The organism is Streptomyces durmitorensis (assembly GCF_023498005.1).
Classification (GTDB): domain Bacteria; phylum Actinomycetota; class Actinomycetes; order Streptomycetales; family Streptomycetaceae; genus Streptomyces; species Streptomyces durmitorensis.
This window is the reverse complement of sequence record NZ_CP097289.1, coordinates 809,140-832,231: the sequence shown is the minus strand read 5'-3', so window position 1 is coordinate 832,231 and position 23,092 is coordinate 809,140. Positions and strand designations below refer to the sequence as shown.

The 23,092-nt window shown below is 71.4% G+C and carries 21 protein-coding genes; 11 read left to right on the top strand and 10 right to left on the bottom strand.

Going from position 1 to position 23,092, the window contains the following annotated elements; all coding sequences use genetic code 11:
- Nucleotides 1-2 precede the first annotated feature (2 nt).
- The 3 genes from M4V62_RS03610 (at nt 3) to M4V62_RS03600 (ending at nt 2,703) form a co-directional block, all read left to right on the top strand.
- Nucleotides 3-779 carry an ABC transporter permease gene (locus M4V62_RS03610; RefSeq protein WP_249592683.1) on the top strand — a complete coding sequence of 259 codons (777 nt, stop codon included), beginning with the start codon at nt 3-5 and terminating at the stop codon, nt 777-779.
- Nucleotides 780-866: 87 nt separating this feature from the next.
- On the top strand, nt 867-1,904 hold the full coding sequence (locus M4V62_RS03605; protein WP_249585735.1) for a taurine ABC transporter substrate-binding protein: 1,038 nt from the start codon (nt 867-869) through the stop codon (nt 1,902-1,904).
- The gene (locus M4V62_RS03600; protein WP_425574974.1) at nt 1,891-2,703 is read left to right on the top strand and encodes an ABC transporter ATP-binding protein; all 813 of its coding nucleotides are present in this window, start codon (nt 1,891-1,893) and stop codon (nt 2,701-2,703) included. The genes M4V62_RS03605 and M4V62_RS03600 overlap by 14 nt, the downstream gene beginning before the upstream one ends.
- Nucleotides 2,704-2,712: 9 nt before the next feature.
- On the opposite strand, the gene M4V62_RS03595 is transcribed toward M4V62_RS03600, so the two are convergent.
- Nucleotides 2,713-3,909, bottom strand: a complete 1,197-nt coding sequence (locus M4V62_RS03595) for a PucR family transcriptional regulator (RefSeq protein WP_249585734.1) — start codon at nt 3,907-3,909, stop codon at nt 2,713-2,715.
- Nucleotides 3,910-4,049: 140 nt separating this feature from the next.
- Between M4V62_RS03595 and M4V62_RS03590 the strand changes: the two genes are divergently transcribed.
- Nucleotides 4,050-5,222 (top strand): lactate 2-monooxygenase, encoded by a 1,173-nt coding sequence (locus M4V62_RS03590; protein ID WP_249585733.1) that lies wholly within the window; start codon nt 4,050-4,052, stop codon nt 5,220-5,222.
- Nucleotides 5,219-6,196 (top strand): 2-hydroxyacid dehydrogenase, encoded by a 978-nt coding sequence (locus M4V62_RS03585; RefSeq protein WP_249585732.1) that lies wholly within the window; start codon nt 5,219-5,221, stop codon nt 6,194-6,196. Before M4V62_RS03590 ends, M4V62_RS03585 begins: the two co-directional genes overlap by 4 nt.
- Nucleotides 6,197-6,260: 64 nt before the next feature.
- Here M4V62_RS03585 and M4V62_RS03580 read toward each other — a convergent pair whose 3' ends face one another.
- The 3 genes from M4V62_RS03580 to M4V62_RS03570 form a co-directional block, all read right to left on the bottom strand.
- Entirely contained in the window at nt 6,261-7,043 is a 783-nt protein-coding gene (locus tag M4V62_RS03580; protein ID WP_425574980.1) for an endonuclease I family protein, read from the bottom strand.
- 332 nt (nt 7,044-7,375) lie between these two features.
- On the bottom strand, nt 7,376-8,158 hold the full coding sequence (locus M4V62_RS03575) for a thioesterase family protein (RefSeq protein ID WP_249585730.1): 783 nt from the start codon (nt 8,156-8,158) through the stop codon (nt 7,376-7,378).
- A gap of 75 nt (nt 8,159-8,233) precedes the next feature.
- Nucleotides 8,234-9,439 (bottom strand): acyl-CoA dehydrogenase family protein, encoded by a 1,206-nt coding sequence (locus M4V62_RS03570; RefSeq protein WP_249585729.1) that lies wholly within the window; start codon nt 9,437-9,439, stop codon nt 8,234-8,236.
- A 219-nt stretch (nt 9,440-9,658) separates the two neighbouring features.
- Between M4V62_RS03570 and M4V62_RS03565 the strand changes: the two genes are divergently transcribed.
- Complete coding sequence (locus M4V62_RS03565) at nt 9,659-9,880, top strand: hypothetical protein (RefSeq protein ID WP_249585728.1); 222 nt, start codon at nt 9,659-9,661, stop codon at nt 9,878-9,880.
- Here M4V62_RS03565 and M4V62_RS03560 read toward each other — a convergent pair.
- The gene (locus M4V62_RS03560; RefSeq protein WP_249585727.1) at nt 9,877-10,335 is read right to left on the bottom strand and encodes an RrF2 family transcriptional regulator; all 459 of its coding nucleotides are present in this window, start codon (nt 10,333-10,335) and stop codon (nt 9,877-9,879) included. The two genes, M4V62_RS03565 and M4V62_RS03560, sit on opposite strands and share 4 nt — an antisense overlap.
- Before the next feature lie 46 nt (nt 10,336-10,381).
- The gene (locus M4V62_RS03555; protein WP_249585726.1) at nt 10,382-11,590 is read right to left on the bottom strand and encodes an ROK family transcriptional regulator; all 1,209 of its coding nucleotides are present in this window, start codon (nt 11,588-11,590) and stop codon (nt 10,382-10,384) included.
- 452 nt (nt 11,591-12,042) lie between these two features.
- Here M4V62_RS03555 and M4V62_RS03550 point away from each other — a divergent pair, with 452 nt between their 5' ends.
- The 5 genes from M4V62_RS03550 to M4V62_RS03530 all read left to right on the top strand — a co-directional run bounded on the left by M4V62_RS03550 (nt 12,043) and on the right by M4V62_RS03530 (nt 19,685).
- Nucleotides 12,043-13,002 (top strand): TauD/TfdA dioxygenase family protein, encoded by a 960-nt coding sequence (locus M4V62_RS03550; RefSeq protein ID WP_249585725.1) that lies wholly within the window; start codon nt 12,043-12,045, stop codon nt 13,000-13,002.
- Between the two features lie 413 nt (nt 13,003-13,415).
- Nucleotides 13,416-13,643: a type A2 lantipeptide gene (locus M4V62_RS03545; protein ID WP_249585724.1), complete on the top strand. Its 228-nt coding sequence runs from the start codon at nt 13,416-13,418 to the stop codon at nt 13,641-13,643.
- Nucleotides 13,644-13,736: 93 nt separating this feature from the next.
- Nucleotides 13,737-14,543, top strand: a complete 807-nt coding sequence (locus tag M4V62_RS03540; RefSeq protein ID WP_249585723.1) for a biotin/lipoyl-containing protein — start codon at nt 13,737-13,739, stop codon at nt 14,541-14,543.
- Complete coding sequence (locus tag M4V62_RS03535) at nt 14,540-16,825, top strand: NHLP family bacteriocin export ABC transporter peptidase/permease/ATPase subunit (RefSeq protein ID WP_249585722.1); 2,286 nt, start codon at nt 14,540-14,542, stop codon at nt 16,823-16,825. The genes M4V62_RS03540 and M4V62_RS03535 overlap by 4 nt, the downstream gene beginning before the upstream one ends.
- A gap of 1 nt (nt 16,826) precedes the next feature.
- Nucleotides 16,827-19,685, top strand: a complete 2,859-nt coding sequence (locus M4V62_RS03530; protein ID WP_249585721.1) for an NHLP bacteriocin export ABC transporter permease/ATPase subunit — start codon at nt 16,827-16,829, stop codon at nt 19,683-19,685.
- Between the two features lie 12 nt (nt 19,686-19,697).
- Here M4V62_RS03530 and M4V62_RS03525 read toward each other — a convergent pair whose 3' ends face one another.
- The 4 genes from M4V62_RS03525 to M4V62_RS03510 all read right to left on the bottom strand — a co-directional run bounded on the left by M4V62_RS03525 (nt 19,698) and on the right by M4V62_RS03510 (nt 22,955).
- Nucleotides 19,698-20,477 (bottom strand): hypothetical protein, encoded by a 780-nt coding sequence (locus M4V62_RS03525; protein ID WP_249585720.1) that lies wholly within the window; start codon nt 20,475-20,477, stop codon nt 19,698-19,700.
- Nucleotides 20,478-20,602: 125 nt separating this feature from the next.
- Complete coding sequence (locus M4V62_RS03520; RefSeq protein WP_249585719.1) at nt 20,603-21,781, bottom strand: serine hydrolase domain-containing protein; 1,179 nt, start codon at nt 21,779-21,781, stop codon at nt 20,603-20,605.
- Nucleotides 21,782-21,918: 137 nt separating this feature from the next.
- Nucleotides 21,919-22,434, bottom strand: a complete 516-nt coding sequence (locus M4V62_RS03515; protein ID WP_249585718.1) for a lytic polysaccharide monooxygenase auxiliary activity family 9 protein — start codon at nt 22,432-22,434, stop codon at nt 21,919-21,921.
- Nucleotides 22,435-22,607: 173 nt separating this feature from the next.
- Complete coding sequence (locus tag M4V62_RS03510) at nt 22,608-22,955, bottom strand: DoxX family protein (RefSeq protein WP_249585717.1); 348 nt, start codon at nt 22,953-22,955, stop codon at nt 22,608-22,610.
- Between the last annotated feature and the right edge of the window lie 137 nt (nt 22,956-23,092).

Below are 23,092 nucleotides of genomic sequence, written 5' to 3'. Positions count from 1 at the left end.
CCCTGCGCTGGACGGCGCTGCGGCTCCTGGCGCTCGCCGTGCTCCTCGCCGCCTGGCAGGCGGTGGTCGTGGCAGGCGTCTGGCCACGCGTCCTCGTGCCGTCGCCGGGGGACGTGTGGCACGCCTTCGTGCAGGCGTCGACCGTCCACGACGGGGTGCGCGGGTTCAGCGGCCACCTGCTCGGCGAGCACCTGGCCGTCTCGCTGCGCCGGATCGGCATCGGCACCGCGTACGCGGCTCTCGCCGGGATCCCGCTGGGGCTGCTTATCGGCGTGGTGAAACCGCTCGCGGTGGTCCTGGAACCGGCGGTCACCTTCCTCCGCACGCTGCCGCCGCTGGCATACCTCTCCCTGCTCGTCATCTGGTTCGGCATCGACGAGACCCCGAAGATCTGGCTGCTCGTCATCGCCGCGCTGCCGCCCATCGCGGCGGCCACCGCGGCCGCGGTACGCGGGGTGCCGGGCGACCTGGTGGAGGCCGCGCGGGCGCTGGGCGCCGGGCCCGTGGCGCTGCTCCTCTCCGTACGGCTGCCCGCCGCCCTGCCGGAGATCCTCACCGGGGTACGGATCGCGGTCGGCATCGCGTACACCTCGGTCGTCGCCGCCGAGACCGTCAACGGCGTACCCGGCATCGGCGGCATGATCCGTGATGCCCAGCGCTACAACCAGACCGACGTCGTCATCGCCGGGATCATCGCCATCGGCCTCTCCGGGATCCTCCTGGACGCGCTGTTCAAGGGGGTGGAGCGGGTGGCGGTGCCGTGGCGCGGGCGCCTCTGACGCCCCGACCGCCTTGCTCCCGCGCCTCTTCTTCCTGCCCTCTTCTTCCCGCCTTCCCGCTCCACGTCAACGTACGAAGGAACCGTCATGCCCTCACACCTGAGCCGCACCGCACTCCTCGCCTCGGCCACCGCACTGGTCGCACTGACCGCGACCGCCTGCGGCGACGGCGCCGATGCCGCATCCGGCAGTGGAAAGACCCAGGTCCGCATCGCCTACCAGGCGATACCCAACGCCGATCTGGTGGTCAAGAACCACCGGCTCCTGGAGAAGGCGCTGCCGGAGGCCGAGGTGAAGTGGGTGAAGTTCGACTCGGGGGCGGACGTCAACACGGCGGTGATCGCCGGGTCGGTGGACTTCGCCCTTGCCGGGTCGAGCCCGGTCACGAAGGGTCTTTCGGCGCCGCTCAACATCCCGTACAAGGTGCTGTGGATCCATGACGTGATCGGCGAGAACGAGGCACTCGTCGCCAAGAAGGGCATCGCGTCCGTCAAGGCGCTCAAGGGCAAGAAGATCGCCACACCCTTCGGGTCGACGGCCCACTACTCCCTCCTCGCCGCACTGGACTCGGCCGGTCTCAAGGCCTCCGACGTGTCGCTCGTCGACCTTCAGCCGCAGGACGCGCTCGCCGCCTGGCAGCGCGGTGACATCGACGCCGCCTACGTGTGGACGCCCACCCTCACGGACCTCAAGAAGGACGGGAAGGTCCTGGTCACCAGCCGTCAGCTCGCCGAGCAGGGCAAGCCCACCGCCGACCTCGGTGTGGTCACCGACGCGTTCGCGGCCGAGCACCCGAAGATCGTCGATGCCTGGCTCAAGGCGGAGGACCAGGCCGTCAAGCTGGCCAAGAGCGACCCGGACAAGGCCGCGGAGGCCATCGGCGCCGAGCTCAACCTCAGCCCCGAGGCGGCCAGGAAGCAGCTTGCCCAACTGGTGCTGCTCACCGCGGAGCAGCAGCGGGGAGCGGACTATCTCGGCAGGCCCGGCGCTCCGGGAGCGCTCGCCGGAAACCTGCACGACGCGGCCGGCTTCCTCAAGGCGCAGAAGGCCATCGACGCGGTTCCGGACCGGTCGGCCTTCGAGAAGGACCTCGCGGTGAAGGAGCTGGCCCGTGTCGCAGGCTGAGACCGAGCAGGCTGAGACCGGCTCGACCGCGTCAGACATCGACTCGACCGCGTCCGACATCGAACTGTCGGGCGTCAGCGTCCGCTACGGCACGGCCAAGGCGCCGGTGACGGCGGTATCCGACGTGTCCCTGGCCGTGCAGCCCGGCGAGTTCGTGGTGCTCGTCGGGCCGTCCGGGTGCGGCAAGACGACACTGCTGCGGCTGGTGGCCGGCTTCGAGCGGCCCGCCACCGGCACGGTGGAGGTGCGCCGGAAGGTGGGTGTCGTCTTCCAGCAGCCGCGCCTCTTCCCCTGGCGCACGGTGGGCGGCAACCTCTCGTTCGCGCTGGCGCGGCACGGCGTCGTACGCGCCGAACGTGCCGCCAGAATCCAGGAGTTGCTGTCCTTGGTGGGGCTGCCGGGCATGGCAGGGCGCCGCACCTGGGAGCTCTCGGGCGGACAGCAGCAACGCGTGGCCATCGCACGGGCCCTGGCGACGGAACCGCAGATCCTGCTCATGGACGAGCCGTTCGCCGCACTGGACGCGCTCACCCGCGAACGCCTCCAGGAGGAGGTCAGGACACTTGCGACCGTCACGGGAACGACCGTCCTGTTCGTCACGCACTCCGCGGAGGAGGCCGTACTGCTCGGCTCCCGGGTCCTGGTGATGGCCGCGGGCCCCGGGCGCGTGATCGACGAGGTGGCCGTCCCCCTGCCGCGCGCGGAGACGACCGATGTGGCCGCCTTGCGCGGCGCGCCCCGGTTCGCGGCCCTGCGCGCCGAACTCGCCGCCGCCACACGCGATGCGGCGGCGGCCTGACAGGGGGAGCTATCCGCTCCGGCCGCCGAGGACGATCGTGCGGGCGATGTCCAGGGTGAGGCGCTGCCACGGGTCCTGGGGGTCGCGGGACGCGAGGTCGCGGACGCGGCGCAGGCGGTAGCGCACCGACTGCGGGTGGAGGTGGAGCTCGCGGGCCGCGGCATTGGCGGAGCCGGTGTCGACGTACGCGGTGAGGGCTTCCAGGAGGTGGCGCTGGGCGCGGTCGACGAGGGGGCCGAGGACGATGCGGCCGATCTGGTCGGGGCTGACCACGGGGTGGCCCGCGAGCAGGGCCAGGACGTGCGCGTCGGCGTCGGTGAGGACCCTCTCGGGGTGGTGGGCGTGCGGGGGAGCGGTGTCCAGGGCGCCCGCGGCGAGGCGGTGGGCGACCGCGACGCGGTCCAGGCTCTCGCCCGAGATCACGCAGCCGCGCCAGGAGTGCCTGCGCAGGACGTCCGGCACGGCCTCGGCGGACGCGGCAGGCAGCAGCAGGACGGCACGCGAACCGTGGGTCGTCGCGAGGGACGTGCCGCGGGTCCCGCCGCCGTCGAGCGCCGTGAGCAGCGCGGTCGACGTGGCGAGGGAGATGTCGGACGAGCCGCCGTCCAGGGCCCGGGCGTCCATCGGCTCCGCGACCAACAGGCAGTAGCGTTCCGGGAGTTGCACACCCAGACGTGACGCCCGCGCGCCGAGCGCGCCCAGCGACGCGTGGCGGCCCGCGATCAGGTCGTCGAGCAGCAGCTGCAGCGACCTGTCGCGGTCACCCGTGAGGCGTTCACTGGTGGCCGCGTACGCCGTCGTCATCTCCTCGGAGATGGTGTCCATGGCGGTGAGCAGCAGCTGTGCGAGCGCGAAGGCGTCCTTCGCGGACAGCTGCGGCGCACGGGCCGCGACCTCGTCCGCGAGCACCGCTGCCGCGACCCGGTAGGCGCGCAGGACGGCCTGCAAGGGGCGGCCGTCCGCCGCCCGCGCCGCCGCGATCCCGCGGAAGCGCCGCAGATCGGCGTCACCGATCGCGCCGCCGGTGACCCAGTGGTCGAGGAGGCGGTCCGTCGCCCACGCGGCGATGGCCCGCACCTCGGGAAACCTGCTGCCGTCGAGCGCCGTGTACGCCGGAACCTGTTCGTGCACCGCGTCGACGACCGCCTCGACGAGGCGGGTGTCGGCCAGGAGCTCCTGCCGGACGCGTTCCCGCTTGTTTGTCACAGAGTGATAGTCCCATCGGAAAAGGGTGCGTACGGCCATGGACGGGACTTGTCACTGTGGCAAGGATCGTCGGGTAGACAGTGCTGGCTTGCTGTCTTGCTGTCTCACGCAGTCTCACGCCACCGGACGGGACCCACCACATGACACAGCCGAACTGGGCGGACTTCCAGTACGAGATCTACCTCAACGGCATGACCGGCGCCGTACCCCGCCTGCCCACCGACCTGACCCGGCTCGAGGAGCTGACCGAGCAGCGGCTCGGACCCGGCCCCGTCGGCTATGTCTCCGGAAGCGCGGGCAACGGCAGCACGGCCCGCGCCAACCGCGCGGCACTGGAGCGGCGCCGGATCGTGCCGCGCATGCTGCGCGACGTACACGAACGCGATCTGTCCGTGGAGGTGCTCGGCCACCGGCTGCCCGCGCCGCTCGCCCTCGCGCCCGTCGGTGTCCTGTCGATCATGCACCCGCAGGGCGAGTCCGCCGCCGCCCGCGCGGCAGCGGCCCGCGGCGTCCCGTACATCCTGTCCTCGGCGTCCAGCACCCCCATGGAACAGGTCGCCAAGGAGATGGGCGACGCGCAGCGGTGGTTCCAGCTGTACTGGGCCAAGGACCGTGACGTCACCAAGAGCTTCCTGGACCGGGCGAAGGCCGCGGGCTTCACGGCCCTTGTCGTCACGCTCGACACCCCGCTCCTGGCCTGGCGGCCCCGCGACCTCGACCAGGCGTACCTGCCCTTCCTGCACGGCGTGGGCACCGCCAACTACTTCAGCGACCCGGCGTTCCAGGCGGGCCTGGCCAAGCCGGTGCACGAGGACCCGAACGCCGCCGTGATGCACTTCGTCGGCATGTTCGCCGACCCCGCGAAGACCTGGCCGGACCTGGCGTTCCTGCGCGAGAACTGGGACGGTCCCATCGTGCTCAAGGGCGTGCTGCACCCGGACGACGCGCGCCGCGCCGCCGACGCGGGCATGGACGGGGTGGTCGTCTCCAACCACGGCGGCCGCCAGGTCGCGGGCTCCGTCGCGGCGGCCGACGCCCTGCCCCGCGTCGTGGAGGCGGTCGGCGACCGGCTCACCGTCCTGTTCGACAGCGGGATCCGCACCGGTGACGACATCTTCAAGGCGCTCGCGCTCGGCGCCGAGGCCGTCCTCGTGGGGCGCCCGTACGCCTACGGTCTCGGCCTGGACGGCCAGGCGGGCGTCGACCACGTGATCCGCTGTCTGCTCGCCGAACTCGACCTCACCCTGGCCCTGTCCGGACACGCCGGACCGGCCACGCTCACCCCCGACGACCTGATCGAGGAGACCGCATGACCACCGAGAAGAACGTCCTCGCCATCGTCTCTCCCCACGTGGGCGGCCGCGCCGCCGGAGGCGCACTCGCCGGGCTGCTCCCCGGGACGGCGCACGTGACCGTCGTCGAGTCGGCCGACGAGGACCCGGCCGCCCTGCGCGAGGCGCACGTCATCATCACCGGCCTCGCGCCCGTCACCGCCGAGCACATCGCCGCGGCCCCGCACCTGGAAGTCGTCCAGTGCGCGAGCCACGGCTTCGACTACGTCGACGTGGACGCGGCCCGCGCGCGCTCCGTCTCCGTCTGCTCGATCGGTTCGAGCGGCGCCGAGAAGCAGAACGTCGCCGAGCAGACCTTCGCCCTCATGCTCGCCCTGGCCAAGCAGTTGATCCCGGCGCACACCGCTCTCGTCGAGGCCGACTGGGCGCTGCCCCGCCTCCAGCAGTCCATCACGGAGCTCTCGGGCAAGACGCTCGGCATCGTCGGGCTCGGCCACATCGGCGAGGAAGTCGCCCGCCGCGCGGTCGTGTTCGACATGACCATCCTCTACGCAGGACCGAGGCCGGTGGCGGCGGAGACGGAGGCCCGCCTCGGCGGCGCCCGCCACGTCGAACTCGACGAGCTCCTGCGTACGTCCGACTACGTCACCCTGCACGCCCCGCTCACCCAGGACACCCGCCACCTCCTGGACGCCGGACGCCTCGCCCTCCTGAAGCCGACGGCCTTCGTCATCAACACGTCGCGGGGCGCGCTCATCGACCAGGACGCCCTCGCCGACGCGCTGACGGCCGGCACGCTGGCCGGGGCGGGCATCGACGTCTTCGACCCCGAACCGCCGACGGCCGCGCTGCGCCTCCTGAAGGCACCGAACGTCGTGCTGTCCCCGCACGTCGCGGGCGTCACCCGCGAGACGCTGGTCCGCATCGGCCTCGCCGCGATCCAGAACGTCGCAGGCCACCTGGAGGGCAAGCCGCTGGGCGACGTCGTCTCCTGACGCTCCGTCAATCACCTGTTGTGGCAGCGACCTTGAGGTCGCTGCCACAACAGCGGGGCGTGCTCTACCAGATCGCGCCGACCCACTCGGGGTGGTCGACGAACGGGTTGCGGTTGTGCTGGAACTGGTCGTAGATCGCCTGGTTGCGGTTCTTCTCGAAGGTGTCCGGCGGGTCCTCGTCGCTCCACTGCTTCAGAACGGACAGGCGTCCGATGGCGGGGGCGCTGCCGTTGTCGACCTTGTCGTTGGGCTCCAGGTCGGCGAAGCCGTCCTCGCCGTCGTAGCGCACGGCCATGTAGAGGATCATCCGGGCCACGTCGCCCTTGACGGCGTCACGGGGCTCGAAGGAGTCGGAGTCGGTGGAGTTGCCCGGCGCCTCGCCGACCTCGCTGCCGCCGTTGTCGAAGTCCTTGTTGCCGCGGGTGCTGTTGACCGACACGTCTTCCGGGCGCAGGTGGTGGATGTCGGTGCCGGGACCGGTCGCGGTGCCGAAGTCGCCGTGGGACTTGGCCCACACGTGCTCACGGTTCCACTGGTCCGGGTCTCCGCCGTTGCTGTCCTTGCTCTGCGAGCGGCCGGTGTAGAGGAGGATCACGTTGCTGCTGTTGGCCGGGTCCTCGTCGGTGACCTTCAGTGCGTCCCAGACCTGGTCGTACGAGAGCTTGGTCTGGTCGCTGATGATCGTGTGCAGGGCGCTCTTCAGCTCCGGACCGGTCTTGCCGATGGCGTCCTGGTAGTACGTGTCGTCATAGGCGCTGACGGGTGCCGCGGGCGGCGTGGGGGCCGTGGTCGCGGCGTCGGCGGCGGCCGGGACGGTGATCCCGACGAGGACCGCGGCGGCCGTCATGGCGAGCGGTTTCCAGCGGCGTATGTGAGGGACGGGCATGTGGGGGTGTCCTCTCCCGGAGGCTCGCGCACCGCGGATCCCTCCAACAGGACCTGCGGTCTACGCGAGTTGACAAGTGGGCCAACGGGAGAGTGGCACGGGTGAGCGCATCACTGTATGAACGTTGTGGGTCGACTGTGTGACGATGTCATGGACGCGACATGCGGCATGAATCGGGTGTGAAGGGGGCGAACTCAGGCCGTGGGTAGGCCGTCGAGCATGACCGCGACCACCTCGATGTACGGCGAGGCCCCCGCCCGCAGCCCCGACTGCGGCCGCATGGACCAAGTGGCCTACAGGGGGCGGACGGTGAGGATCTGCTGTGCGTGTCCGACGGGGCCGGCGGTGTCGTGCAGCACGGTGCTGGTGATGCCCTGGCCCGTGGGGCCGAAGGTCACCGCGGTGTCGAGCCCGGTCCAGTTCCCTTCGGGCTGACGGTGCAGGTGCACGGTGAGGTCGATGTTGGGGAACATCCACTCGGTCGGCTGCCGGCGCACGGCGATGCCGTTGGCGGTGTCGACGAGCGCGATGAAGGACGCGAGCGGGCTCGCGGTCCGCCCGGCGACCAGGTCGAGTCCGGTGGAGATCCACGCCGTCGTGCGGCCCGGCTGCGGGGGCGCGAGGGGGCGGACATCGAGGGACGCGATGTACCCGCCGGGCCACACGGAGGCCATCGGCCAGGGCGTGAGTGCCTCCGGCGGGGTGAGCTTGTCGGCACCGCCCCCGGCGACGGCACTGGTGTCACCGGAGCCGAGGAGCCACGCGCGGGCCCGCACCACCGGGCGGTCGGCCATGAGCACCACGGCTTCGAGCAGTTCGATGGTGCGGCCCGGCCGGATGGTCTCCACCCGGATCTCGCACTCGTCGAGGGCGAGGCGCCCGAGGATGTCGAAGCTGATCCGCGACAGGACGAGGCCGTTGTCCGGCCCGGCGGCCAGGTACCGGTCGATGGCGTGCACGATGAGGCCGCCGAGCGGGCTGAAGTGCTGCTCGTCGGTGGCCCAGGCGCCTCCGGCGTGCGGCGTGGGCTTGTAGCGGTGCTCGTCGGTGGGCTCGTAGTAGCTGCCGGTGTTCAACGGAGGCTTCTCTCTCGGCCGGGGTTCCAGTGTCCGAAGATCGTACCGACCGGAGAAAAGGGGCAGGGCGGAGCGTTACCGCAGCCCGTTGAGGTAGTGCTCCCCGATGTCGCGCAGCCGGTGCGCGGCGGAGCTGTGGGCCGTCAGGGCGCGGGCGTTGCGCCAGAACCTGTCCAGGCCGGGGTCGGTCGTAGGGGAGGGCGCGTCGGCGGTGAGTTCGAGGACGCGGGTGGTGATGTGCAGGGCGGACTGCGTGGTGACCGCTTCGGCCGCGCCCACGAGGAACGCGATGTCGGCCCGCTCGTCGGCGCCGAGCGCGGGTCCGGTCTCAAGCCCCCGGGCCATTGCCTCCGTCGCGCGTTCCACCACCGCCGCGGCGCTGTGCGCGGCCGTCGCCAACTCGCCGTAGGCGAGCAGCAGATAGGGGTCGGTGGGCGGCGGCCCGCAGTCCCCTGCCGTGTCGAGAGCCGACAGCGGGCCGGGTCGCGGCAGGGCGCGGCTGATGTCCCGCGCCTCGGCGAGGGCGCCCTCCGCGTTGCCGAGGCCGACCTGGACGAGCAGGAGGCGGCGGGTCAGCGGCGCGAGCGCGGTGAACGGCGAGATCTCGTGCTCGTCGACCGGAACCGTGCCGAGGACCTGGTGCGCGGCCAGCGGTACGTCGTCGTAGCTGACGCCGCCCGCGCCGCTGAGGCGCTGGCCGAGCAGGTCGTGCGCCGGTTCGGCGGACACCCCGGGGTGGGCCGGGTCCACGTGGACGACCGCCCATTCGCCGCTGTCCGTGCGCCGCACCGTGTGGACGAGCCGGTCCGCGACGGCGACACCGGCGGTCAGGGGCCGCCTGCCGTGCAGGACGTACCCGTCGGCGGCAGGGGTGAGTGCGAGGTCGGTGCCCGTCTGCGCGTCCGGCAGCTCGATGTCGCCACCCCAGAGCCACTGCTCCTGTACGGCGCGCAGTTCGAGCGCGGCGGCGCTCTCCGGCGTACCGAACAGGCGCGGACTCCACGACAGGGCGTGGTGGTGCGCGAGGAGTTCCGCGATGGAGCTGTCCGCCGCCGCGATGTCCCTGACCGCCGTACACGCCGTGCGCCAGTCGCTGCCCCGGCCGTCCGCACGGTCCTGGCCGGTCGGCGTCAGGAGCGCGGGCAGTCCCGCCTCGCGCAGCCGCGAGACCTCGTCGAACGGGGGCTTGCCCGCCCGGTCGCGCAGGTCCGCGTCGACGGCGAGGTCGTCGGCGAGCTCCCGGACGACGCGCGGCGAGGCGGAGGGGATCAGCGTTGTCACGGGGACGCCTCACAGATTCCTAGTTTCCCTACCTGATTGATAGGAATAGTGGGCGCGAACTCCTGCTGCGACAAGGGGGCGTTCAAGGGGCGGACTCCCGCGTCTCGGGATACGGGATCGTGCGGGGGCTGGTCGGGCAAGGGCCCTTCCTGTGGATCGCCGCGCGGTCGCACCGTAATTCGGTTACGGAACCACGGCCCGGGTGCCTAGCATCCGACCATGCCAAGACCTTCTGGTTTCACCTACGAGCAGCACGCCGACGCCAGTGTGACGATCACGCACCACGGCCGCGCCGCCGGCACGCTGCGAGGTGCGCGCGCCGAGAAGTTCCTCGCCGAGGTCGAGTCGGGCGACGCCCAGTTGGTGATGGCCCGCTGGACAGGTGCGTACAAGCACGGCAATGAGCGCACGGCGCGCGATCACCCGCGCAACCGGCGCTAAGGGTTCGTCCAGGCCGCGGGGTCCGCTGCGAGTGCCGTGACCGTGGTGGGCAGTCCGGCGCCCGCGACGTCGGCCAGGGACACGCCCTCGAGGATCTGGCGGACATTCGCCCGCAGCGCGATCCACAGCGGGAGCAGTGATTCCGCGGGGCCGCTGTAGGCCAGCTCCGGAGGGCGTACCCCGCGCACCGACACCAGGGGGCCCTCCACGACGCGGATGACGTCCGCGATGCTGATGCGGTCGGCGGGCCGGGCCAGGCGGTAGCCGCCGTTGCCGCCGCGCTGGCTGAGGACGAGACCGCCGCGCCGCATGTCGTTGAGGATGCCTTCGAGGAACTTGTGCGGGATCTCCTGGGCGTCCGCGATGGCCTCGGCCTTCAGCGGCCCGTCGTCCTGGCACGCGGCGAGTTGCAGCGCGGCACGTACCGCGTAGTCCGCCCTGGCTGAGATCCGCATGGCCGCATTATGCTGCACCGCCCCGGACGGAACGTATCGCCCCTGGTCATGAGGTGACGTCGCCGAGTGCCTGCAGCGGGCTTCTGAACAGCGGATTCAGCAGCACGGTGGCGGCGGCCACCGGTAGCGCGGCCGGTCCCGCGTGCGGGCCGACGATCCGCTCGGGGTCGTCGCAGACCAGCGAGTGGCCGGTCGCGGCAGCGCGGATCTCCTCCAGATACTCCGGGTTGAGCAGGCTCGACTGTTCGGTGATCACGGCAAGGTCGGGATTGAGTACGTCGAGCAGGAGACCCGCGGCCCGGCCCACCGCGCGGGCCCGCTCCCGCAGCAGCGCGTCCGCGCGCCGGTCCCCGGCCGCCGCCGCGTCCACCACCAGGGACGCGCTGGGCTCGGGGACGATGCCGCGCGTGACGGCCTCGTGGGCGAGCGCCGTGTCGGACGCCGTCGCCTCCAGGCAGCCGGTGCGGCCGCAGGGGCACGCGACCGCGCTGTCCGGCACCGGGAGATGGGCCACGTCACCGGCGCCGGAACGCGGCCCGCGGTGCACGACACCCGCGATCGCGAGCGCCGCGTCCACCACATTGCCCACGAAGAGATGCAGCAGGGAGCGCCGCGCGGCGGGCCGCCCGAAGAGCAGCTCGGACTGCGCCACCGCGCGCGCATGGTTGTCGACGCGCACCGGAAGCCCGGTGTGCCGCCGGAGTCCGGAGCCGAGCGGGTGCTGATGCCAGCCGAGGGCGTCGTGCCGTACGACCGTGCCGGTGGCGGGATCCACCCAGCCGCCGACGGCCGCGCCCACCCCCAGGAGCGGGCCGCCCGCCGCGCGCCCGGCGAGGAACGCGGCCAGGGCGCGCCCCACCGCGTCCGGCAGCTCCCCGGCGGGGATGCCGTCGTGGTGGAAGGCGCCGCGGGACAGGACCCGGCCGCGCAGGTCCGCCACGCAGAAGGTGGAACGCGGTACGCCGATGTGGATCCCGGCGGCGACCGGACCGCCGCCGTCCCCCGTGGTCAGGTCCACCGGGATCTGCGGTCTGCCCACGCCGCCGGAGGCCGCCAGCTCCGGGACCTCCCGGATCAGGCCGATGCGGGCCAGGTCGGTGCACTGCCGGGAGACCGCGGCCGGACTGAGCCCGGCGCGCCGGGCGATGGCGCTGCGGGACACCGGGCCGTGGTCGAGGACGGTACGCAGCACGGCCGCGACGTTCGCCTCGCGACGGCCGTCACCGGTGGTGGGCGGTGCGGAGGTGTGCGGCATGACTGCGCCTTCCGGGGGAGGGGAGGATGTGTGGGGGAGTTCGCGGGCCAGGTGGTCCAACGTGCCCTGTGCGCAGGGCATTTGGCGAGTGGCAGTGGTCCGCGTCACGCGTGCGGTGACGGGCGCGTTGCAGGGTCGTGAAGCGGGCGGGGGAGACCTTGACCGCGCTTCCGGCGGGCGGCCATGCTCCTGGACATGACCGCGATGACCCCTCTCGTCCCGCGGCTTCACGTAGACCTGGGCCGCCGCGTATCCGCTGCGTGTCGTCTGCGCGTGGCCTGACCGCCGCTTCTCTCGTCTCTGCCGCTGCCCCGCAGCCTCGCAGCCGTGCGTCCTCGCGTCCCTGCGCCCCGCGTCTCATCTCGCTCGGGCAGCGATGCCGTCTGACCTGCGCTGATTTCGTTCCGCTCCGAGAGCATCTAACGCCCGCCCCACCGAAGGGATTTCAACCCATGACGTCCGCACCTGTAGTGCAGAGCCCCACCCTCACCGTCCAGAAAGTCGGCGGCCGCATCGGCGCGGTGATATCCGGAGTCCGGCTCGGCGGTGACCTGGACGAGGTGACCGTGGCCGCCGTACGTGCCGCGCTCCTGGAGCACAAGGTCGTCTTCTTCCGCGACCAGCAGCACCTCGACGGGGAGAGCCACGAGGCCTTCGCCCGGCTGCTCGGCACCCCCGTCGCCCACCCCACCGTGCCCTCCGTGGACGGCCGTTACGCCCTCGGCATCGACAACGAACGCGGCGGCCGCGCCAACCAGTGGCACACCGACGTCACGTTCGTGCCCGCCTACCCGGCGTTCTCCATCCTGCGCGCCGAGGTCATCCCGCCGTACGGCGGCAACACCCTGTGGTCCAACACCGCCGCCGCGTACCGGGACCTGCCCGAGCCGCTGCGCACCCTCGCCGACAGCGTGCGCGGCGTGCACACCAACGACTACGACTACGCGGCCACCCGCCCCGGCGCCTCCTCCGCGGCGCTCGAACAGCACCGGAAGGTGTTCACCGCCGTCACGTTCCAGACCGAGCACCCCGTGGTCCGCGTGCACCCCGAGACCGGTGAACGCACCCTGATCCTGGGCAACTTCCTGCAGAAGCTCAGCGGGTTCCGGGCCGCCGACTCCCGCGCCTTGATCGGCGTACTCCAGTCACATGTGGAGCGGCCGGAGAACACGGTCCGCTGGCAGTGGCGCGCGGGCGACGTCGCCATCTGGGACAACCGCGCGACGCAGCACTACGGAGTGGACGACTCCGACGACCACGAGCGCACCCTGCGCCGCGTCACCATCGACGGCGACGTGCCGGTCGGCGTCGACGGCCGCCGCTCGGTGCTGCTCGCCCCGGAGTCGGTGCCTGAGCCCGGCCACGGAATCGCCTCCGGTGCCTCCACCGACGGTGCGGTGGCGGAGGCCTGAGCCGCCGAAGCCCGTCGGGCCGTGTCCCCTTCGGCGATGATTCGGCACGCCTTCAATAAACCTGCACATCGAATACGCAGCCCAGTCACGCCATTCGGCGAACGCTCCACACAAAGTCTCGTGCATTGACCACAGAACTTGCGCTTTGGTGCGAGAGTGTCCGCTTTGGTGGAGGGAGTCCTTCCGCTCACCGGATTTCCTTCTGTGAATCTTGTGAAGGAGCTGCTCCCGAGCGGTGAACATGCCTGCACGCAGCGGTGATTCGACGCCGCGGGCGCCGTCGCCCGCCGTCTCGTCGATTGGATGTACGACGTGCGAACGTGCTTTGATCCTGGCCACCGCGGAATTCGCACATCAAGTTCCGCAGTGTTGGAAACACCTTTGCAACATTCATGAGAAGGGCAGCTCACACCATGAACTACACCCCCCAGGTCGAGACCCTCGAGATTTCCGACGCCGACCTCGACAACGTCTCCGGTGGCCTCGTCGCCGGTGTCGCGGGCAACGTCACCAGCACCGTTGACTCCATCGCCCCCGTCTCGGGCGTCGTCGGCGGCGTCGTCGGCACCGTTGAGGGCGTCACCGGCCTCAACACCGGCGCCGTCACGGGCCTGGCCTCCGGCCTGACCGCCGGTCTCTGAGCCTTCGCTCACTGAGACACCACGATTCGTGAGCCCCGGAACCACTGGTTCCGGGGCTCACGGACGCCACAGGCAAAGTAAGGGAAGCGTTCCGTGCAGTTCCGTCAACAGGCCCTGTCCAAGCTGCAGTCGCCCGAGGAACTCGACCTGCCGGTGCGCTACGCCCGACCCCAGGGCCTGCTCGTGCTCGCTGTCACCGTCGTCGTCATGGCCGCCGCGAGCGTCTGGGCCGTGACCGGCTCGATCTCCTCCACGCTCAAGGCGCCCGGCATCCTCACCCACGGCCAGGGCAGTTACGTCCTGCAGAGCCCCGTCACCGGACAGGTGACCCGGGTCCTTGCCGAAGAGGGCAAACGGATCGCCGCGGGCGCTCCCGTGCTCAAGGTCCGTACGGACCAGGGCGACAAGGTCGTACGCTCCATCGCCGCCGGCCGCGTGACCACGCTGGTCGCCAGGATCGGCACCGTCGTCACCACCGGCGCCGACGTCGCGAACGTCGAGCGGGTCTCGGGCAGCGACGACCCCCTCCTCGCCATGATCTACGTACCCGCGGACAGCGCGGCCACCGTCCCCGTCGGCGCCTCGGTGGACCTCACGGTCCAGTCCGTGCCCACCCAGGAGTACGGCACGCTGCGAGGCCGCGTGAAGGCGATCGGACGAGCCGCACAGAGCGAACAGAAGATCAGCGGATTCCTCGGCGACAAGGAACTGGCCGGGCAGTTCACCAAGGACGGGCCACCCGTGGGCGTCCTGGTGCAGCTCGAACGCTCCTCGTCCGCCAAGTCCGGCTACCAGTGGTCGTCCGACGGCGGCCCGCCCTTCGCGCTCGAATCCATGACCCTGGCCAGCGGCGCCTTCCACCTCGCCGAGCAGCGCCCGATCGATTGGCTGCTTCCGTGACCGCACCGCACCCCTCACCGGCGCACCAGCAGCAACTGCCGCCCCCCGGCGGCCGACGCAGGCACCGCCCCGAGCCGCCGCAGCGCAACCGCCGCCGCGCAGCCCCGCGCCCCGCGTCGAAGGGCAAGCGGCAGAAGACCGTCCGCACCCCCACGGTCCTGCAGATGGAGGCCGTGGAGTGCGGCGCCGCCGCGCTCGCCATGGTCCTCGCCCACTACGGACGGCACGTCCCGCTGGAGGAGCTGCGCATCGCCTGCGGCGTATCGCGCGACGGCTCGCGCGCCAGCAACCTCCTGAAAGCGGCGCGCAGTTACGGCCTCACGGCCAAGGGCATGCAGATGGAACCGGCCGCGCTCGCCGAGGTGAAGGCGCCCGCGATCCTCTTCTGGGAGTTCAACCACTACGTCGTCTACGACGGCATGGGGCGTCGCCTGGGCCGCCGCGGCGTGCACATCAACGACCCGGACAAGGGACGGCGCTTCGTCCCCTCGGAGGACTTCGACACCAGCTTCACCGGAGTCGTCCTGGTCCTGGAACCCGGTGAGAACTTCCGCACCGGAGGGCGCAGGCCCGGCGTCATGCGGGCCCTGCCCGCGCGCCTTCGCGGCACCACGGGCACCATGCTCGCCGCGCTCTTCGCCAGCCTGCTGCTCGTCGCCGTCGGCGCGGCACTGCCCGCGCTCAGCCGCACGTACATCGACCTGTTCCTGATCGGCGATCAGACCTCGCTGCTCGGCGCGCTGTTCGCGTCCATGGGCGCGATGGTCGCGCTCACCGTGGTCCTGACCTGGCTGCAACAGGCGAACCTGCTGCGCGGGCGCATCATCTCCTCCACGCTCAGCAGCGCACGCTTCCTGCGCCATCTGCTGCGCCTGCCCGTCACGTTCTACGCCCAGCGCAGCCCCGCCGACCTCGTCCAGCGGCTCGCGTCGAACGACGCGGTCGCCGAGACCCTGGCCCGCGACCTCACCGCAGCGGGCGTCGACGGCATCGTCGTGCTCCTCTACGCGGCCCTGCTGTGGACGTACGACCCCCAGCTCACCCTCGTCGGCGTCGGCATCGCCCTGCTGAACATCGTCGCGATGCGCATCGTCATCCGGCTGCGGGCCACCGGAACCCAGAAGCTGCGCGCCGACAGCGCCAAGCTCACCAACACCTCGTACACCGGCCTGCAGTTGATCGAGACCATGAAGGCCACCGGCGGTGAGAACGGCTACTTCCGGCGGTGGGCGGGCCAGCACGCCACCACCCTGGAGGAGCAGCAGCGCCTCGGCGTGCCCAGCGCCTGGCTCGGCGTCGTCGCGCCGACCCTCGCGACGCTCAACAGCGCGCTGATCCTGTGGATCGGCGGCCTGCGCGCCGTCGAAGGACACCTGTCGATCGGTCTGCTCGTCGCGTTCCAGGCGCTCGTGACCCGCTTCACCGCGCCGATCACCCGCCTGAATGGCGTCGCGGGCCGCATCCAGGACTTCGGCGCCGACGTCGCCCGCCTCAAGGACGTCGAGAACTTCCCCGTGGACACCCTCTACTCGCGCCCCGAACCGGCCGCGAGCACCCGCCGGCTCAAGGGCCACGTCACCCTCGACGACATCACCTTCGGCTACAGCCCCCTCGACAAGCCGCTCCTGACCGGCTTCTCCCTCTCGGTCGGCCCCGGCCAGCAGGTCGCGCTCGTCGGCGGCTCCGGCAGCGGCAAGTCGACCGTCTCGCGGCTGATATCGGGGCTCTACAGCCCCTGGGAGGGCACGATCCGCATCGACGGACAGCGCCTGGAGGACATCCCGCGCGGCGCGCTCGCCGCCTCCGTCTCCTTCGTCGACCAGGACGTCTTCCTCTTCGAGGGCACCATCCGCGACAACGTCGCGCTGTGGGACCCCTCCATCCCCGACGACGCCGTCGTCGCCGCCCTCAAGGACGCCTGCCTGTACGAGGTCGTGGCCCGCAGGCCCGGCGGGATCCACGGCCGCGTCGAGCAGGACGGCCGCAACTTCTCCGGCGGGCAGCGCCAGCGCCTGGAGATCGCGCGGGCCCTGGTCCGCCGCCCCAGCATCCTCGTCCTCGACGAGGTGACCAGCGCCCTGGACGCGGAGACCGAGCAGGTCATCATCGACAACCTGCGCCGCCGCGGCTGCGCCTGCGTCGTCATCGCGCACCGCCTGAGCACCGTGCGCGACAGCGACGAGATCGTCGTCCTCGACCACGGCCAGGTCGTGGAGCGCGGACGCCACGAACACCTCGTCGCCGCCGGCGGAGCCTACGCCGACCTGGTCAAGGAGCACTGAGGTGACCTCGGTACCGGAGCAGTACACCCCGTACACCGACGATTCGGTGGCCGCGGCCTTCGGCGCGCTCGGCACACCGGCCGACTGCACAGGCCTGCGCAGCGTGCACCTCGAAGGGCCGCAGGTGCTTTGGCTCGTCGTGGCCGGCGCGCTCGACCTGTTCGCGGTCGACGCCGTGCAGCAGGGCCACTGGCACTTCCTCGGCCGCCTCGAACCGGGCACCCTGCTCCTCGGCCCCGTCGAAGGCCCCCAGCACACCCTCGTCGGACGCCCCCTCCAGGGCTGCGAGCTGCGCCGCATCCCGCTGCGCGAGCTCTACCGCCCCGACTACGGCGACACCTGGGCCTACGAGCAGCAGTTCCCCAGTCAGTACGACACTCAGGACCAGGCCCTGAGCCTGCTCGAGCACGCCTTCGCGCTCGGCATCGGACGCAGCCACCGAGTCCTGTTCGAGGCGCCGCTCGACGGTCGCACCATGGGCGACGACGTGGTGACCGACGACGACATCCTCTGGATGCCGGTCGCGCCGGGCAGCGTGCAGTACGGCTCCGCCTACAGCGCGGAGGCCACGGGCGATCTGCTCGTCGATGCCGCCATGTGGCAGCGGATGGTCAACCAGCAGTACCGGCTCCTGTCGACGCTCGACCGCTGGATCGAACGCCTGGAGCGGGCTCACGAGGACCGTACGGCGGCCGGCATCAAGGCGGGCGAGACGGTCCGCGAGCAGGCCGACCGCACCCTGATCGCCTCCATCGGCCGCTCCGGCAAGGGCGGTTCACGGCGCGGCGCGTCGCGGGGCGGTGACGACGCGACGTACGCGGCCTGTCGTCTGGTCGCCGACGCGGCGGGCATCACGCTGTCCGGCGCCGCGGAGGGAGGTGCGGTGAGCGACCGCATCGACCCGGTGGAGCAGGTCGCGGTCGCTTCGCGGATCCGCACCCGTGCCGTCCGGCTCGACGGGCGCTGGTGGCGTGAGAACACGGGGCCGCTGGTGGGGCACCGCGCGGCCAGCGGGCAGCCGGTCGCGCTGCTGTGGCGGCGCGGGGGCTACGAATCGGTGCACCCCACCTCCGGGCGCCGCATGCGCATCGACAAGACCAACGCGGACGAGTTCGAGCCGCAGGGGGTCATGTTCTACCGCCCGCTGCCGGAGCGGACGCTGACGCCGTGGCACCTGTTCCGCTTCAGCCTGCGGGGCACCGGCGGCGACGTACGCAATCTGGCGATCGCGGGTCTGGTGACGGTCGCGATCGGGGCGCTCGTGCCGATCGCGACAGGCCAGGTGCTCGGCGTGTTCGTCCCGAACGGCGAGAAGAGCCTCATCGTCCAGGTGTCCCTGGCGGTGATGATCACGAGCATCGTCTCGGCGGCCTTCATGCTGCTCCAGAACCTCACCATCCTGCGGATGGAGGGCCGTATGGAGAGCGCCCTCCAACCAGCGGTCTGGGACCGCCTGTTGCGCCTGCCCACCCGCTTCTTCGCCTCCCGCTCCACAGGCGAACTGGCGAGCGCGGCGATGGGCGTCAGCGCGATCCGCCGGGTGCTCTCGGGCATCGGCCCCGTGGCGCTCCAGGCGGGCACGATCGGCGCGATGAACCTGGTCCTGCTGCTGCTCTACAGCGTCCCCCTGGCCCTGGCCGCCCTTGCGATGCTGCTCGTGATCGCGGCGGTGTTCCTGACCCTGGGCCTGTGGGAACTGCGCTGGCAGCGCCGCCTGATCGAGCTGAGCAACAAGCTCAACAACCAGGCCTTCCAGACACTGCGCGGCCTGCCCAAGCTCCGCGTCGCGGGAGCGGAGAGCTTCGCGTACGCGGCGTGGGCGGGGGAGTTCGCACGCAGCCGTGAGCTTCAGCAGCGCGCGGGCCGCATCAAGAACGTGACGACGGTCCTCAACTCCGTCTACCTCCCGCTCTGCACGCTCATCATGTTCATCCTCCTCGCGGGCCCGGCCCGCGGCAGCCTCACGGCAGGGGAGTTCCTCACCTTCAGCACGGCGGTGACGATGCTGCTGACATCCGTCACGCAGCTCACCGGCGCACTGATCTCGGCGGCCGCGGTCCTTCCGATGTTCGAGCAGATCAAGCCGGTGCTCGACGAGGCTCCTGAGGTACGGGGCGCGAGCACGCAGCCGGGTGAGCTGCAGGGCGAGATCGAGGCCCGCGGCCTGTCCTTCCGCTACGCGGACGACGGCCCCCTGGTCCTGGACGACGTGTCCCTGGCCATCCGCCCGGGCGAGTTCGTCGCGGTCGTCGGCCCCAGCGGCTGCGGCAAGTCGACGCTCCTTCGCCTCCTGATCGGCTTCGACAAGCCGGTCTCGGGCAACGTCCTCTACGACGGCCAGGACCTCTCGGCCCTGGACCAGGCGGCAGTCCGCCGCCAGTGCGGCGTCGTCCTGCAGAACGCCCAGCCGCTCACCGGCTCGATCCTGGACTGCATCTGCGGCGCCGAGACGTTCACGCAGGAGGAGGCGTGGGAGGCCGCGGCGATGGCGGGCCTCGCCGAGGACATCAAGCGCATGCCGATGGGCCTGCACACGATGATCTCCGGCGGCGGAGCGGTCTCCGGCGGCCAGCGCCAGCGCCTGATGATCGCCCAGGCCCTGATCCGCCGCCCCCGCGTCCTGTTCTTCGACGAGGCGACGAGCGCCCTGGACAACGAGACGCAACGCACGGTCATCGACAGCACCCGCGCCCTGAACGCCACCCGCATCGTCATCGCCCACCGCCTCTCCACGGTGATGGACGCGGACCGCGTCATCGTCATGTCGGAGGGCAGGGTCGTCCAACAGGGGCCGCCCGCACAGTTGTTGGCGGACACGGGCGGGCGGTTGCATGAGCTGGTGCGGCGGCAGTTGAGCTGAGCCGTCGGCCCGTCAGCCGTGGGGATAGGCCTCCCGGACGAGCTTCTCGCGCAGCACCGACCACTGGGCCGCCATGTCGTGCACCAGATACAGGTCCCGGCGCCTCGTCCAGGCCTGACCCGACTCTGGGTCGTACGTCCCGGGCATGCTGAAGCCCTTCGGCGCGTACGCCGTCATGCCTCGGTCCCGAGTGGTCTGCACGCACCGCTTCACGTGGTCGCGGAAGCCGACCACACCGGCCCTGCCGATGCCTCCCGGCAGGTCCTTGCGGGCCTCGGCCACCTGGGCGGCGACGCCGTCGGTGCTGAGATAGGTGATCGTGCCGTCCGGGGCGATCACCGGCTCGATCGAGGTCACGTTCTTCATGTGGTGCTTCGACTCGAGGAAGCGGGCGATCTCCCACTGCGCGTACACGGGGATGTCGCGGTGCCTGCGGATGCGGGCCACGGTGTCGGCCAACTCCTCGTTGACCGGGCCCGGTTCGGGTCGGACCTTGGACGGGTCACCGCCGTCGGCCGGGGGCCGGTTGCCGAAGCCGTACGCGACGATGAAGTCAAGGTCCCTCAGGTCGGCCGTCGGAGGGTGCCAGTCGAAGCCGACGTCGTAGAGGTGCGGGACGAGGGCGTGGGCGGCGCCCTTGTCGTCGAGCTCCGGCGCCAGGACCGCCCGCATGTGGTGCGGAAGCCCGCTCCCGCCGCCCGAGCGGTCAGCGGCTGCGGCCGGGGCCGCGCCGAGCACGGCCGGGGTGGCGAGGGCGGCGGTCAAGGCGGCTGCGAAGTCACGTCGTTGCACGGAAGGGGCCTTTCTGCTCCGAGTGGTACCCGGCGGATGATCGACGCCCTGGGCGAACCTCACCTGAACGCGAAGGGGCGCGAAGACACCGGGGACGTGACAGCAGCGGCCGACCGCCGGTTGTCTCAGGCCCCGGCCGCGTACCGCCAGAAGTCCCGCATCAGCTCGGGGAAGCTGGGCCCGCCCAGCTGCAACTGGCTGTACATGACGGTGACCGCGCCGGTGGACGGTGTGATGTGCGCCGTCGTGCCCGTGCCGCCGACCCAGCCGTAGCGCCCCGGCACGCTCCATGGTTCGACGGCCTCCACGTCCACCGCTCCGCCGAACCCCCAGCCCATCCCTTCGAGGAACAGACCGGCGGACTCCCGTTCGCGCGTGGTGAGTTGATTGGTGGTCATCTGCCGCACCGCGTCGGGAGTGAGCAGCTGTTGCCCGTCCGGCGCCGTTCCCTCGGCGAGCAGCATGCGCCCGAAGGCGAGCCAGTCGTCGACGGTCCCGACCAGACCGCCCGCGCCGGACGGGAACGCGGGCGGAGTGCTCCACTGTCCGCGGGCGGCGTCGAGCAGTTCGAGTCCGGTCTCGGGATCGCGCTCGGGTCCGGCCTCGGGTCCGGCCGCGTAGTAGCTGGTGAACCGGTCGAGCTTGCCCGGCGGCACGAAGAACGCGGTGTCGGTCATCCCCAGCGGTTCGAAGATCCGCTCCGCCAGGTAGTCGGGCAGCGGCACTCCCGTGACCCGCGAGATCAGTACGCCCTGAAGGTCCGAGCTGAGGTTGTACAGCCAGCCGTCGCCGGGCTGGTGCAGGAGCGGGATGTGGGACAGCGCGGCCATCCATGCGTCCGGAGCGGGGACGGCCCGCGGCTGCGGAGGACCCTGCTTCAGTTCGCTGAAGAGCGGCGCGAGCGCGGGCAGCGAGAAGTCGGAGGGGAACCCGTATCCGGCACGGGAGGCGAGAAGGTGGAACACGGTGATGGGCCGGACCGCCGGGACCACGTCGTCCACCGGTGAGTCGGGAGCGCGGACGACGCTCGGCGACGCCAGTTCGGGCAGCCACTCGCCGACCGGGTCGTCAAGGGCGATCCGGCCCTCTTCGACCAGCATCATGACGGCCGCGGCGGTGACGGGTTTGGTCAGCGACGCGATGCGGAAGATGGAATCCCTGGCCATCGGGGCGGTCCCCTCGGCGTCGACGGACCCGACGGCCGCGACCTCCTCGACACGGTCACCGCGGGCCACCAGGCCCACCGCTCCCGCCACCGAGCCGTTGTTGACGTGTGTCTCCAGGGTCCTGCGCAGATCGGCCATGCGGCCACCATCTCAGCCGGACCCGGACCTGGGCGTCATGGCACGCAACAGCCCGGCCCGCAGGACCGACGGCGCGATGGCGCCGCGGCCCGGCAGGCCGGGCGGGGTGGTGTGGGGGAGCCACCCCGGGGCGGGGATCAGCCCGCGATGTTCACATCGATGCAGGCGTAGAAGGCGTTGGCGGTGTCGGCGATGTTCCACACCGCGAGCACCTTCTGCTTGCCGCTGAGCCCACCGAAGTCGACCTTGTGCGTGACGGTCTCGCCCGGCTGGGCGCCTCCGTCGTCAACTTCGGCGATCTTGTTGCCGCCGACGAAGTACTGCCAGGTGCTGGTGCTGTGACGGGCCGCCAGCTTCCAGCTGAACTCCTGCGACGTGCCGACGTCGGTGACCTTCCAGCCCTTGCCGTCGTCGTCCAGATCGGAGAACCGGGCGTTGCCGCCGCTGCACGTCGTCTGCCCCTTGGGGCCTTCGACGCTCTGCGGTTCGTTGGTGATCTCGCCGCAGGACACGGTGCCTGCCGCACACTGTGCCTGACGGCTCGGGGGTGAGGAGACATAGCCGTGCGCACTGGCCGGGGTGACGGAGGCCAGGACGAGCACGGGCGCGAATCCCGCACCCAGAGCGGCTGCCAGCTTCTGCTTCTTGTTCATCTCTGTTCCCTCTGTATGGGGGGAGGAGGGGCGAGAGACAACCGGGCGCCTCGGTCGACTCATTGGCCTAGACCATACGCCTTGTCGGAGCTCAGTCAACCCTTCAAGTAATGCGCGTGGTGCGGAAGTTGCGGCTGGGGCGGTCTCCGAGGTGCGGACGGTGCGGCTGAGGCCTAGGCGGCAAAGCCCAGGGCCAGGGCTCCGACCACCGGCGCCGCGTACAGCAGCGGGAACGGGATGTGCGCGTACCAGCGGGCCCGGATCACGGTGACGACGGCGCCGGTGAAGTACAGCGCGAGACCGATCCCGGCCGCGGCGCCGACGGCCGGCACGAGCAGTCCGGCCAGCAGGCCCGCCGCCCCCGCGGCCTTCGCCGCGCCGAGCCAGGGCAGCCACGAGAGGGGGACGCCGTAGTCGGCCATGGGCTCCACGACCCACTTGGCGCGGAGGAAGACGGAGGCGGCCGAGAAGCCCACCATGACGGCGGCCAGGACGGTGACGACAACGTAGGCGGTGGACATCAGAAATGCTCCCATCGGCGGATGCCTGGCGGACTCGTTCCGGCCGGGCGTCTTGAGTGCGTCACTGCTCTGACGGAGTGCGACGCGGGAATGTGACCGGTGAACGCCGCGCGCTGTGTGACCTGGGACACTCATGG